Consider the following 12,322-nt stretch of genomic DNA (forward strand, 5'->3'; position numbering starts at 1 on the left):
ACGAGGGTTATACCTACCTTAAAAGGGTGTTAGGCTGGATTAGTTTATGAGTGATACTGCTTCCATAGATAAATATGACCTTGAGGGTTATAAATTAAAGAAGGCTCAGAGAGAAGATCTGAAGCAGTTACTGACCGTGTGCCGTGATCACATTGACTCGGTGGATGAGCAAGCAGTGACGAATGCTTTTAAACTATGCTACATGTCGCACGAAGATATGAAGCGAGCCTCCGGGGAGCCATATTATTACCATCCGGTGGAAGTGGCCAAAATTGTAGCCAGTGAAATCAATATTGATGATATCTCTGTTATTGCCTCCCTGTTGCACGATACGGTAGAGGACACCGATGTAACCCTGGATGATATCCGGCACTGGTTCGGGGATGAAGTGGCCGTCATTATTGATGGAGTTACTAAAATTACAGGGGTGTTTAAAAGCAGGGATAGCAAGCAGGCCGAAGCGTTTATGAAGCTGCTGCTTTCCATGGCGGAAGATATCAGGGTGGTGCTGATTAAATTTGCCGATCGCATGCACAACATGCGAACCATCCAACACCTGAAGCGGGAAAAGCAGATTAAGATTGCTTCGGAAACCATGGACTTGTATGCCCCGCTTGCTCATCGTTTTGGGTTGTTTCGGATTAAGAACGAGCTGGAAGATCTGTGTTTCAAAACCATAGATCCGACTTCCTTCAAGTTTGTAGCCCGAAAGCTTAGGGAGAAAAGGGAGGACCGGGAAGAATTTATTAATGAGTTCATGCAGCCTATTCAAAATGAGCTGACCAAAATGAACTTTAAGTTTGAAATTAAAGGCCGGCCCAAGCACATCTTCTCTATCTACCGGAAAATGCAGCGGCAGCAAAAACCCTTCGAAGAAATTTATGACCTTTTTGCTATTCGGATTATTCTGGAAGGTCAGCATACAAAAGAAGATTGCTGGAGGGTGTATTCCATCATCACCGATTGGTACACGCCAATACCTGAACGATTCCGGGATTTCATTTCGGTGCCAAAAGCGAACGGCTATCAATCACTACACACTACGGTAATTACTAATAAAGGCCGGAAAGTGGAGGTTCAAATCAGAACCCGCAGGATGGATGACATTGCTGAAAAAGGCCTTGCCGCCCACTGGAAATATAAAGAAGGAGCCCAGCAAGGCTCCGATACCCTCGACAAGTTTGTGAATTGGGTTCGGGATGTACTGGATAATCCACGTCCCGATGCAGCCACCGATTTCGTAAAAGATTTTCAGCTGAACCTGTATAAGGATGAGATCTATGTTTTTACTCCTGACGGCGAACTGAGAACCCTGCCCCGGGATGCAACGCCTATAGACTTTGCTTTTGAAATTCACAGTGAAATCGGGGAACGTGCCATGGCCGCCAAAGTGAACGGGAAGATGGTGCCGCTTCGCCAGAAACTTCAGAATGGGGATCAGGTTGAGATTATCACCGGCAATAAGATCAATCTAAATCCGGACTGGATTGATGATGTGGTTACCCATAAAGCGAAGTCACGAATCCGACAGTTTATAAAGCAGAAGCAGCGTAAAGTTGCCGAAGAGGGACGGGAAATATGGAACAAGAGAGCGGCCCGCGGCAATATTGAAATTTCGGAGCAGGAGCTGAATCGATTTGCTAAAAGGTTTAAGTATGAATCGACCCAGGAGCTGTTTTTTGATATCGGTTCTGGCGTTTTTGACGTAAATGAGCTGTTCCGGGAAGTGAAGAAGTTCAAGAGTACGGGCCGGATTGAAGATAACGAGCAGGTGGAAGTCAATCCCATCACTGAAGAAGAAATTCAGGATAAATACATCAGTGAAGCCCGGTCGGTGGGTGACGGCAAGTCACTCTTTATCAATGGCGAGCTTAGCAATATCAAATATTCCTACGCAAATTGCTGCAACCCAATTCCCGGCGATGATGTGATTGGGTTTATAAGCCGAACCGGGGATGTCAAAATTCACCGGACCATGTGTAACAATGCTCAGCATCTGTTAAAGACAGAAGCAGAACGCATTGTGGATGTAAATTGGGCCAAGAATATTGATACCAAATTCCTTGGAGCCATTAAGGTTATCGGCGGCGACAGGGTGGGTATGATTAATGATATCACGGACGTATTGTCGAAATCGCTTGAGACTAATATGAAAAGTATCAACGTTAGCAGCGACAGCGGCATGTTTGAGGGGATTATCACTCTTTACGTTGACGGTATTTCTCATCTCGGCAAGATCATGAAACGACTTGAAAAAGTAGAAGGCGTTAAAAACGTTCTGCGCTACGAGTAACCCTTTCTAATGCAGTTTAGGTAGATTTTTATTAAAGTTATCTTTACAATGCTGAAAGATTATTCGCTATAGGTCAAACAGCTTAAGGAAAACAAAGTTGCGAATAATTATGGAAGGACAAACGTGCCACAAGTAAATAAAAGGCACTTAACATAATCTATAAAAACTATGATGACTTACACAAAACGAGACGTTGTACGTCGGGTTGCAGAAGCAATGGATGAACCTATGATTCAAGCAGAGCCGTGGGTTGATGCTGTGATTGTAGCTTTACGAGAAATTATGATGTCTGCTGATACAGAGTGCAGAATCGAAATTCGTGACTTTGGAGTATTTGAAGTAAAGGAAACAAAAGCTAAACCAAAGGCCAGAAATCCTAAAACAAACGAAGTAATTTACGTGCCGGCGCATCGCAAAACACACTTCAAGCCCAGTAAGTTGATGAAGAAGTTTCTGCGACAGCCTTTAGAGGACGTAAAGAAGGATAAATAATTCAGGGGTAAACAAATAGTTGCAGGAATATGCACGGCTTGTCGGTATAGATGTTGGAAAAAAGAGAGTGGGTATTGCTCAAACCGACTTACTCAAAACCATAGCTTCACCGGTCGGCACTTTTTCCCCTGAGGAAGCATTATCTGAAATTCAGAAAATCACAGAAAACGCTTCTGTAGAAAAATTTGTTGTTGGTTGGCCTTTGTCTCTTAAAGGAGAAGAAGGGTCGGCCACACAAATGGTTAATAATTTTATAAAAAAACTGCGCCATTCTTTCCCAAATATAGACATTGCAAAAGTTGATGAGCGATACACATCGAACCAGGCGCGCAGCCTTATGATTGAGGCCGGATTCCCCCAGAAAAAGAGACGCGAAAAGGGGCGGGTTGACCGTATTGCTGCTGCCATCATTTTACAAAACTACTTAGATTCGAATTCTTAATATAACATATGCCCATATTACCAATTGTAACGTACGATGATCCGGTTTTACGGAAACAAGCAGATGAAATAGAAGAAGACAGTCCGGAACTGCAAACCCTGATCGATAATATGCTGGAGACTATGTATAACGCTGATGGCGTTGGATTGGCTGCTCCGCAAATTGGCCGGTCTATCAAATTGTTTGTGATGGATACCGACTCTATGATCGAAGATGGTGAAGTTCCTTACGGTCCTATGGTTTTTATCAATCCGCTGATCCTGGAAAAAAGAGGAAATAAGGTGCCACTCGAAGAAGGCTGCCTGAGTATCCCGGAAGTGAACGACAAAGTGTTTCGCCCCGAAACGGTGATTATCGAGTTTTTTGACCGAGATTTTAACAAGCATAGGCTGGAAGCCGGCGGTTGGACTTCAAGAGTAATTCAGCATGAATATGATCATCTTGAGGGAGTGCTATTTCTGGATTACCTGAGTGCCTTCAAAAAAAGAATGCACAAAAAAGAGCTTAAAGAGATTGATGAAGGCAATAAAAAGGTAAAATACCCGGTAGTCCCCAAACAGGAAGAAGCATAGCGATGAATATTGTTTTTATGGGTTCACCCGAATTTGCGATTCCAAGCCTGGAGCAAATTCATAATTCTGAACATACCATAAAGGCGGTGATCAGCAATGTGGACAAAAGGCGAGGGCGGGGTTCGAAGAAGTCCCCGACACTTGTTAAGGCGAAAGCGCTGGAATTGGGACTTCCTGTAATTGAGGTTGATGACCTTTCATCTCCGCAATTCGGAACACAACTGAAAGCACTGGAAGCCGACCTTTTTGTGGTTGTAGCCTTCCGTATTTTACCCACCTCGGTTCTAAGTATCCCGAAAAAAGGCTCTATTAACTTACACGCTTCCCTGTTGCCCAAATACCGGGGGGCGGCTCCTATTCACTGGGCCATTATTAATGGAGAAGATGAGACCGGCTGCACTGTTTTCTTTTTGGATGAAAAAGTGGACACCGGCAATATCATCCTTCAGCAAAAAACAGAAATCGGAGATAATGAAACGACCGGAGAATTGTATAACCGGCTCAGGGACATGGGAAGCGAGTTACTGCTGGAGAGCATCCACAAAATAGATTCTGGGGATTATACCTTATCCGCTCAGGATCACTCCAAAGCTACCCCGGCGCCCAAACTCTTCAGGGACGATTGCCACATCAACTTCAATAAACCTGCAGCAGATGTTCATAATAAAATAAGAGGCCTGAGCCCGTTTCCAACAGCCTGGGCTAATTGGAATGGAGAGAAGTTCAATATGTATCGGTCGCGTTTAGGGATTGCCGCCAATGTAGATCCCGGAGAGCTGTTGGTTAAGGACGATAAGCTGCTTGTTGGGTGCCTGGATGGCACGGTAGAATTGACCGAAGTGCAGCTTCCCGGTACAAAAAGACTGACAGGAGAGGAATTATTAAGAGGCTACGACGTTGAGGGAGTGCTGAATTAATTTTCTTGAAGAATTAATTTGAGATATACGTTCGGTTTTTTATCATCACGCCAATTGCAAAGCTAAAATCATAGCATATTATGGAGCAATCTGAAATTTTTGAGGCAGCAAAAGCCGGTAATTTGGAAGAGCTGAAAAAGCTTTTGAAAGGCAAAATGGATATCAATGAAACCAACAAGAGTGGTGCCTCTGCTCTGATCCTGGCTTCTGAAAAAAACCACACCGAAGTGGCTAAGTTTCTTGTAGAGGAGGGAGCTGATCTGAATATAGAAACCAAGATGGGGGGAACAGCATTAAACCGTGCAGCTGAAAATGCGAACCTGGAGCTGTTGAAATATTTCCTCGAAAAAGGAGCCAGTATTGGTAACCTTGCTTTAATTGCAGCTTCCCGAGTTGGAAATCTTGAAGCCGTAAAATTATTGGTAGAAGCCGGCGCTGATGTTGATGCCCAGCAACGCTGGGGACACACAGCACTGATGCTGGCCGCAAAAGAAGGCAACACAGATGTGGTGAAGTATTTGATTGACCAGGGTGCCAATGTTAAGCTACGGGATAAGAATGGGGATACTGCTATGATGATCGCCATGGATAATGAGCAGGATGACATTGCCCTAATCCTTAGGAGAGCGGGAGCTAAAGCCGAATCCAAGCCTAAGAAAGAAGTTGCTCCTGTTACGGATGAAGATGAAGACGTTGACCTGGATGATACGCCCGATGTGGACGACCTGGTTTCTGATGATGACGATGCCCCCGATGATGTAGATTTGGACGATTAATTCTACACACTTGAGCCACGACTAGAAATTCTTTGGGATCACCTTGATTATGGATTAATGACCTAATTTAGGTTGATTTCTATCTACCCCTCATTTTGATATCAGATATAAAAAAGCCCCGCACATCATTTGATGAGCGGGGCTTTAATTTTATCAATCGTTGTGGTGTTGGATTACTTATTTGCGAACTCAAAATCTTCGAGTTCATAATCAACACCATCAGCCGGACGCAGTGTGGTTGATTTCGGCTCAAGGAAATACTTGAGGTAATCTCGTCCACCTGCTTTTGCATCGGTACCACTTAGCTTGAAGCCACCAAATGGCTGGGCTCCAACAAGGGCTCCGGTACACTTGCGGTTTATGTACAGGTTACCGACGCGGTATTCTCTCAATGCCCGGTCTATTTTCTTAGGATCTTGTGAGAAGTAAGCTCCGGTTAGTCCGTAGTCAACACCATTGGCAATGCGAAGGGCATCGTCAGTGTCTTTGGCTTTGATGAAAGCCGTTACAGGGCCGAAGATTTCTTCCTGGGCAATTCGATCATCTTCGCTAATGTCCGCAAAAACGGTAGGCTCAATGTAGTACCCTTCGTTTTCAGTTTCAGCACGTTTACCACCGGCTACTAATCGGCCTTCCTTTTTACCAATCTCAATGTAGCTCATGATTTTATCCACGGCTTTTTGATTGATTACAGGACCTGCAATATGGTTTTCTTTGGCATCACCAACAGAGAGGGCTTTAGTTTTTTCAGCCACTCTCTCCAGCAGTTCATCATAAATGTCCTGATGGGCAATTACTCGTGAACTTGCTGAGCATTTCTGTCCCTGGAACCCAAAGGCACCTTTCACGATCTCGGTTGAAGCTTTTTCAATATCGGCATCGGCATCTACAACCGTTGCATTTTTACCGCCAAGCTCACAGACCATTCGCTTAAGGAATTTTTGTCCGTCAGCTACTTCAGCTGCAATTTTATTCAGATGAAGGCCTACGGCTTTAGATCCGGTGAAAGAAATAAACCGGGTTTTAGGATGCTTGGCCAGGTTCTCACCTACTTCAATGTCGCCACCGGTTACAAAGTTGAATACGCCTTTTGGCAGTCCCACTTCCTCGAAAATCTCGGTGAGGATGGAACCCATGCGCGGAGTATCAGGGGCAGGCTTAGCTACAACGGTGTTACCTACAGCGATTGGGGCAACGGCCATTCCCACAAAAATAGCGAAAGGGAAGTTCCACGGAGAAATTGATATACCGGCGCCAATTGGCATATAAATGGTTTTGTTGTAATCGCCCCAGGTTTCAGATAATACATCCATTCCGTCATCAATACGGAGAGCTTCATGGGCGTAATACTCAATAAAGTCGATGGCTTCGCAGGTATCGGCATCTGCTTCCAGGTAGCTTTTACCGGCTTCGCTGATCATCCAGGCATTAATTTCCAGTCTGCGGCGGCGAACTACATCGGCTGCTTTGAATAAATACTCTGCTCTTTTTTCGGCAGAAACATATTGCCAGCTTTCGAAAGCATCCCAGGCTTTTTCTAAAGCGTCAAAGGCTTGGTCTTTGCTGGCCATCTGGAAAGTTCCAATAGTCTCAGAAAGGTTGGATGGGTTCTTACTTTCAAAAGTACCGGCATCACCTTTAACAAATTCGCCATTGATGTAGAGGTCATACTCCTGGCCAAAATCAGACCGGACTTCTTCAAGTGCTTTTTTTTGAGCTTTATCGTTAGTGGGATCAGAAAAATCTAAGTACGTCTCATTTTTGTACTTTTCTAAGGTCTGGTCGGGCATGGTTTTGAATTATTTTTTGATGAATTTTAAGCTTTGTTACACTAAAGATACGCAGAAAAGCGCTCCCAATTCAAAGGCGATGATATTAAACCTGCCAGGTAGCCGAAAACATTGAAAATAGGGCGCGATAATGGTAGCTTTCAACGATTCATAAGAACTTTACAAGTCTGTTTTACATTCTTACTTAGTGAAGTTAGAAGAATAAAAAATTCAATTATAAACAGGATTCGAAATGGCAAAAATTAAAGTGGGAATTAACGGGTTTGGCCGTATTGGTAGAATGGTGACCCGTTCAATCCTAACTAATCATAAAGATACAATTGAAATTGTTGGAGTAAATGATCTGACAGATACCAAAACTCTGGCTCATCTTTTCAAGTACGATTCAGCCCAGGGTACGTATCCCGGAGATGTTTCTGTGGATGGAGACAAAATGACCATCGATGGAATGAGCTTTGATGTGAGTGCTGAGAGAGATCCCGCGAATCTGAAATGGGGAGAGCTCGGCGCTGAAGTTGTTGTGGAGTCAACCGGCTTTTTCCGTGATGCCAAAAGTGCCGGAAAACATTTGGAAGCTGGTGCCAAAAAAGTAGTTATTTCAGCTCCGGCATCCGGCGATATTCAAACCATCGTTCTCGGAGTTAATGATGAAGAGATTTCTGACGATATAGAAATCTATTCCAACGCAAGCTGTACTACCAACTGCCTGGCACCTATGGCCAAGGTACTTGATGACAACTTTGGGTTGGTAAAAGGATTCATGACCACTATTCACTCTTATACCGGTGATCAGCAGTTGGTAGATGGCCCGCATAAAGATCTTCGCCGTGCCCGAGCAGCCGCTGCAAACATTGTACCTACTACAACAGGTGCAGCTAAAGCAGTTGGACTTGTACTTCCTAAGCTGGATGGTAAACTGGATGGAGGAGCTGTTCGTGTTCCAACCCTAACCGGTTCTTTGACTGATTTTGTATGTGAAGTAGAAAAAGAAACCACTGCCGAAGAAGTAAATGCGGCGTTTAAAGCGGCTGCCGAAGGACCTATGAAAGGAATCCTCGAGTATGCGGATGTGGAACTTGTTTCTTCTGACATTGTTGGAAACCCACATTCAAATATTTACGACAGTCAGCTTACGAAAGTAGATGGCAAAATGGTTAAAATTATCGGATGGTATGATAATGAAGCCGGCTATTCTGCACGAACCGCTGATTTAATTACCAAGATCGTTTAATCTGTTAAGCAAGTATTGGTGAACTCGTTTCACCGGACTTGGTATTTTATTGAAACTCCTGCTTTCGAAAGAGGCAGGAGTTTTTTTATGTCTGTTTACTTGTAAAACTCAGCTGATCTCCTCACATTTCTACACACCAAAAAAATGAGGAAGAATTATGTTTAGGGTACCATTTTATATTTTATCGGCACTGTTAATGTTTGCAGCTTCAGGTTGTGTGGAAGTAGATATGGGAAAAGAGGCAACAACTCAGGCTCCTGAAGTTGATTTTGAGCTTACATCCGATCAAACACATAACCGCTGGAGCAGCGCCATTGAACCGGTGTTGACGGTTCCATCAGGTTCAGTCATAAAAGTTGGAACTGAAGAGGCTTCTGATCAACAACTGGATGTAAATTCTACCTTAGAAGATTTAGCCAATCTGAGTTTTGATCCCATCCATCCGTTAACCGGCCCCGTTTATGTGGAAAATGCCGAGCCCGGAGACGTACTTAAAGTAACGCTTCACAAAATTGAGATGGGCGATTGGGGCTGGACCGCCATCGTGCCCGGTTTTGGATTTTTGGCTGATGAATTCACTGAGCCCTACCTGAAAACGTTTGAGCTGGGTAAAGATAAAAAGACAGCGAAATTTTCTGAGAATATTGAGATCCCACTAAAGCCGTTTCCGGGTGTGATGGGAGTTGCTCCTGATACCGAAGAAATGCTTTCGACCATTCCACCCAGGGAAAATGGTGGGAATATGGATGACCCAAACATCACCGAAGGTTCCGTGGTTTATTTCCCGGTGTTAGTGGAAGGGGCCTTATTCTCAATAGGAGATACCCATGCCGCCCAGGGACACGGGGAAGTATGTGGTACTGCTATAGAAGCACCCATGAATATTATTTATGAAGTGGAAGTGATTAAAGGTGGAAGGTCAATCAGTGAGCCGCAATATGAGACAGACGACTATTACGCGGTTACTGCTTTTGCAACCACCATTGATGAGGCGGCCAAGAAAGCCACCCGATATATGATTGATTTCTTAGAGGAAGAGAAAGGAATGGATCGACAGGATGCATATGCGCTATGTTCGCTGGCCGGAGACCTGAAAATAGCTGAAGTGGTGGATGTGCCTCATATGTTGGTTTCCATGCATATCCCTAAGAGTATTTTTAAGTAAAACAAACAGACACTCAACATAAAACTCAAAATTTTGAAGAAGAAATCACTGCTTTTATTAGCTGCATTATTAGTAATCAGCCTGGGCTGTACCACTCAGCAGCAGCAAGTAACGTTAGATACTGAACAGCTTATTGAAGATCTTCGGGTGATTTCTTCCGATGAGATGGAAGGGCGGCGTGCAGGAACGGAAGGCAACCGTAAAGCCCGGGAGTATCTGCTGCAACGATTTGAAGAAGATGGAGCTCAGCCATTTCAGAATTCCTTTACCCATGAGTTCACCTTTACTAATAGAAGCGGCGAGGAGATGACCGGTGTGAACGTAATTGGCCAAATCAAAGGAAAGACGGATTCAGTGATGGTGATTACCGCTCATTATGATCACCTCGGTATTCGTGACAGCCTGATCTATAACGGAGCGGATGACGACGCTTCGGGCACTGCAGCTCTGCTGGCTTACATCGACTATTTTAGCCAGACTCAACCCAATCATACCCTGGTGTTTGCCGCTTTCGATGCCGAAGAGATGGGCTTACAGGGGGCACGAGCTTTTGTAGAAGATTCTGTTTTCCTTGAAAAAGTGAAACTGAACATCAACCTGGATATGATTGCGCAAAATGATTCAAATGAGATCTATGCGGTTGGTACTTTTCATTATCCGGAACTGAAACCAGTATTAGAAAATGTAGAAACCGGTGAAATCAATTTACTATTTGGCCACGATAACCCTGACAGCGGGCTAGATGACTGGACCTATGCATCAGATCACGGGCCATTTCACCAAAAAGGGGTTCCGTTTGTGTACTTCGGGGTGGCAGATCATGAACACTATCATCGCCATACGGATGACTTCGAAACCATTCCTCAGGAGTTTTATAAAGGAACCGTTCGAATGATACGAAATGCCATTGTAGCTTTTGATGAGCAGTAGGTGGAATAGGAAATAGGTTGAGGAGGACGGTGGCTCTCGCTACAAATACCCGCCGATGTAACATGTGGATTAACTTATTCTTCAGTCAGGAACCTTGTCACAAACTCCTCCGGAGTGTAAACGGGAAGTTTGGATGCTTTGTAATCCCGTTTATTACGGGTAATGATCGCATCACACTTATTATCTAATGCGCAGAAATGATGGAGGGCATCTTCAAAATCTTTCCATTTAGCCTGCAATGAATAAGTGAAAACCTCTTGGTCTATGGTTCCAATACTCACGGTTTGGGCCAAACCCTCGAGCACTTCGTAAGCTGCCTGTCTGTCTATTTGATGAGCAATTATATAGAAGATCGTATCGGGTACATGGGCGGCAATTATACCTTCAATCTGACCTGTTTCAGAAGCGGATAAAATTCTGAGAGCCGATTCATTATTTGAGCGCAATAATGCAGCATCAAGGCAAACATTGGTGTCCAATAAATAGCGGGACATCAGAACCTTTTCATTTTACTTTGAAGGGCTCTTCCTTTTAACGACTTGTAATCGTAACTATTCACTTTTTTATTATTAGGAACTGCTTTGGAAATTTGTTCTGTAGCTGATTCTTTTGGAGGGTTCCAATAGTCCTCTTTAGATAATTCAATGATAAAATCTTCGAACAGTCCGGATACACTTTTGCCGCTCTTACCTGCAATACGCTTGGCTTTGGCCTTTACAGACTTTTCAATTGAAAGAGTTAGTTTTTCCTTCATGGTGTGTGAAATTATGATACGTATTGAATATATATTAAATACGTATTCTTGCAAACAAAATTGTTCGCCCTTGCTATGTAGCAGTGGATAGGGAAATAGAATTCAAGAGCATAAAAAAAGCCTCACCATTTGGTGAGGCTTTTAAAGTTCTACAAAAAAGTTGTTCTAAAACTTCCGCAGGTAACTGGTGCATTCGTTGCAATCTTTACCATCTTTGCGGGCGTCTTCTTCTTTTTCAAAACCTTGACTTGAAAAGGCCTCAATATCTCCGCTTTTGGAGACTCGTCTCCATCTCCATTCGCCTTTAACGTCTTGGTATAACTCGCATTTAGCCATAGGTAAGTATCTGATTTATTGGTAATTAACTATCTCCAAGTATAGCCAAAATGCTGCTTTTAAGCAATTCTGAGCGGTTTAGGAATGAAAAATTCAAAATGTAGAATTAAAAATTACCTGAACTCAGGAGTAATTTTTAATCTTTAATTTTTCATTTTTAATTATTTGATTTCGTAGTCGTAGCTAATCTCGGAGCCTTTCTCCAGTGCTTTGGAAACCGAGCAGTATTTGGTGATGGACAAATCTAAGGCACGCTGAACTTTTTTGGGATCCAGATTCCCGGACAGGATAAAATGCAGGTGTATGGTTTTATACTCAGAATAACCGGCATCCAGCTTTTGTTTGTCGGCATCCACTTCTACTTTAAGATCGGTGAGGTCTTGTTTTTGCTTTTCGAGGATCGATATTACATCAATAGCGCTGCACCCGCCAATACCGGCCAGCAACAATTGCATGGGGCTTAATCCGCCTTCGAGTCCGCCAATATTATTTTTGCCATCAATTCGGATTTTTCCATCAGTTTCGTTTTCTGCTTCCATGTGGAAGTCTTTGCCAAGCCAGGTTACATCAATTTTCATAAATATCAGGTTAGTTAATTCACTTTGAAGGAAGGTAAAGAAATGA

14 protein-coding genes are annotated in these 12,322 nt (G+C 43.5%); 9 read left to right on the forward strand and 5 right to left on the reverse strand.

Features of this window, described 5'->3' with window-relative positions; genetic code table 11:
- Positions 1–46: 46 nt before the first annotated feature.
- The 6 genes from JJ941_RS11830 (at position 47) to JJ941_RS11855 (ending at position 5,492) form a co-directional block, all read left to right on the forward strand.
- On the forward strand, positions 47–2,293 hold the full coding sequence (locus JJ941_RS11830) for a bifunctional (p)ppGpp synthetase/guanosine-3',5'-bis(diphosphate) 3'-pyrophosphohydrolase (RefSeq protein WP_290965424.1): 2,247 nt from the start codon (positions 47–49) through the stop codon (positions 2,291–2,293).
- Positions 2,294–2,461: 168 nt separating this feature from the next.
- Positions 2,462–2,785 (forward strand): HU family DNA-binding protein, encoded by a 324-nt coding sequence (locus tag JJ941_RS11835; RefSeq protein ID WP_255133106.1) that lies wholly within the window; start codon positions 2,462–2,464, stop codon positions 2,783–2,785.
- Positions 2,786–2,804: 19 nt separating this feature from the next.
- Positions 2,805–3,227 (forward strand): Holliday junction resolvase RuvX, encoded by a 423-nt coding sequence (gene ruvX / locus JJ941_RS11840; RefSeq protein ID WP_290965425.1) that lies wholly within the window; start codon positions 2,805–2,807, stop codon positions 3,225–3,227.
- An 8-nt stretch (positions 3,228–3,235) separates the two neighbouring features.
- Entirely contained in the window at positions 3,236–3,799 is a 564-nt protein-coding gene (def, locus tag JJ941_RS11845; protein WP_255133102.1) for a peptide deformylase, read from the forward strand.
- A 2-nt stretch (positions 3,800–3,801) separates the two neighbouring features.
- The gene (fmt, locus tag JJ941_RS11850) at positions 3,802–4,716 is read left to right on the forward strand and encodes a methionyl-tRNA formyltransferase (RefSeq protein WP_290965426.1); all 915 of its coding nucleotides are present in this window, start codon (positions 3,802–3,804) and stop codon (positions 4,714–4,716) included.
- 80 nt (positions 4,717–4,796) lie between these two features.
- Positions 4,797–5,492 carry an ankyrin repeat domain-containing protein gene (locus tag JJ941_RS11855; protein ID WP_290965427.1) on the forward strand — a complete coding sequence of 232 codons (696 nt, stop codon included), beginning with the start codon at positions 4,797–4,799 and terminating at the stop codon, positions 5,490–5,492.
- Positions 5,493–5,665: 173 nt separating this feature from the next.
- Here JJ941_RS11855 and pruA read toward each other — a convergent pair whose 3' ends face one another.
- A complete protein-coding gene (gene pruA / locus JJ941_RS11860) occupies positions 5,666–7,282 on the reverse strand; it encodes an L-glutamate gamma-semialdehyde dehydrogenase (protein WP_290965429.1) in 1,617 nt (538 codons plus the stop codon).
- Positions 7,283–7,514: 232 nt separating this feature from the next.
- On the opposite strand from pruA, the gene gap reads away from it, so the two are divergent.
- From gap to JJ941_RS11875, 3 genes are all read left to right on the forward strand, one after another.
- Positions 7,515–8,513, forward strand: a complete 999-nt coding sequence (gap, locus tag JJ941_RS11865; RefSeq protein WP_290965430.1) for a type I glyceraldehyde-3-phosphate dehydrogenase — start codon at positions 7,515–7,517, stop codon at positions 8,511–8,513.
- Between the two features lie 196 nt (positions 8,514–8,709).
- Entirely contained in the window at positions 8,710–9,678 is a 969-nt protein-coding gene (locus JJ941_RS11870) for an acetamidase/formamidase family protein (RefSeq protein ID WP_290965431.1), read from the forward strand.
- Between the two features lie 33 nt (positions 9,679–9,711).
- The gene (locus tag JJ941_RS11875; protein ID WP_290965432.1) at positions 9,712–10,608 is read left to right on the forward strand and encodes a M20/M25/M40 family metallo-hydrolase; all 897 of its coding nucleotides are present in this window, start codon (positions 9,712–9,714) and stop codon (positions 10,606–10,608) included.
- A 74-nt stretch (positions 10,609–10,682) separates the two neighbouring features.
- On the opposite strand, the gene JJ941_RS11880 is transcribed toward JJ941_RS11875, so the two are convergent.
- The 4 genes from JJ941_RS11880 to JJ941_RS11895 all read right to left on the reverse strand — a co-directional run bounded on the left by JJ941_RS11880 (position 10,683) and on the right by JJ941_RS11895 (position 12,276).
- Positions 10,683–11,102: a PIN domain-containing protein gene (locus JJ941_RS11880; RefSeq protein WP_290965433.1), complete on the reverse strand. Its 420-nt coding sequence runs from the start codon at positions 11,100–11,102 to the stop codon at positions 10,683–10,685.
- The gene (locus JJ941_RS11885; protein ID WP_290965434.1) at positions 11,102–11,362 is read right to left on the reverse strand and encodes a DUF6364 family protein; all 261 of its coding nucleotides are present in this window, start codon (positions 11,360–11,362) and stop codon (positions 11,102–11,104) included. Before JJ941_RS11885 ends, JJ941_RS11880 begins: the two co-directional genes overlap by 1 nt.
- A 165-nt stretch (positions 11,363–11,527) precedes the next feature.
- Positions 11,528–11,698 (reverse strand): hypothetical protein, encoded by a 171-nt coding sequence (locus JJ941_RS11890; RefSeq protein WP_020404701.1) that lies wholly within the window; start codon positions 11,696–11,698, stop codon positions 11,528–11,530.
- Between the two features lie 161 nt (positions 11,699–11,859).
- On the reverse strand, positions 11,860–12,276 hold the full coding sequence (locus tag JJ941_RS11895) for an OsmC family protein (RefSeq protein WP_290965439.1): 417 nt from the start codon (positions 12,274–12,276) through the stop codon (positions 11,860–11,862).
- Positions 12,277–12,322: the final 46 nt, after the last annotated feature.

Source organism: Gracilimonas sp., assembly GCF_017641085.1.
In the GTDB taxonomy this organism is placed as follows: Bacteria; Bacteroidota; Rhodothermia; order Balneolales; family Balneolaceae; genus Gracilimonas.

Coding starts and splice junctions, on each gene's coding strand:
- fmt (WP_290965426.1), top strand. CDS start 3,802: ATGAATATTGTTTTTATGGGTTCACCCGAATTTGCGATTCCAAGCCTG.
- JJ941_RS11880 (WP_290965433.1), bottom strand. CDS start 11,102: ATGTCCCGCTATTTATTGGACACCAATGTTTGCCTTGATGCTGCATTA.
- JJ941_RS11835 (WP_255133106.1), top strand. CDS start 2,462: ATGATGACTTACACAAAACGAGACGTTGTACGTCGGGTTGCAGAAGCA.
- JJ941_RS11890 (WP_020404701.1), bottom strand. CDS start 11,698: ATGGCTAAATGCGAGTTATACCAAGACGTTAAAGGCGAATGGAGATGG.
- def (WP_255133102.1), top strand. CDS start 3,236: ATGCCCATATTACCAATTGTAACGTACGATGATCCGGTTTTACGGAAA.
- JJ941_RS11885 (WP_290965434.1), bottom strand. CDS start 11,362: ATGAAGGAAAAACTAACTCTTTCAATTGAAAAGTCTGTAAAGGCCAAA.
- JJ941_RS11895 (WP_290965439.1), bottom strand. CDS start 12,276: ATGAAAATTGATGTAACCTGGCTTGGCAAAGACTTCCACATGGAAGCA.
- JJ941_RS11855 (WP_290965427.1), top strand. CDS start 4,797: ATGGAGCAATCTGAAATTTTTGAGGCAGCAAAAGCCGGTAATTTGGAA.
- JJ941_RS11870 (WP_290965431.1), top strand. CDS start 8,710: ATGTTTGCAGCTTCAGGTTGTGTGGAAGTAGATATGGGAAAAGAGGCA.
- gap (WP_290965430.1), top strand. CDS start 7,515: ATGGCAAAAATTAAAGTGGGAATTAACGGGTTTGGCCGTATTGGTAGA.
- JJ941_RS11830 (WP_290965424.1), top strand. CDS start 47: ATGAGTGATACTGCTTCCATAGATAAATATGACCTTGAGGGTTATAAA.
- pruA (WP_290965429.1), bottom strand. CDS start 7,282: ATGCCCGACCAGACCTTAGAAAAGTACAAAAATGAGACGTACTTAGAT.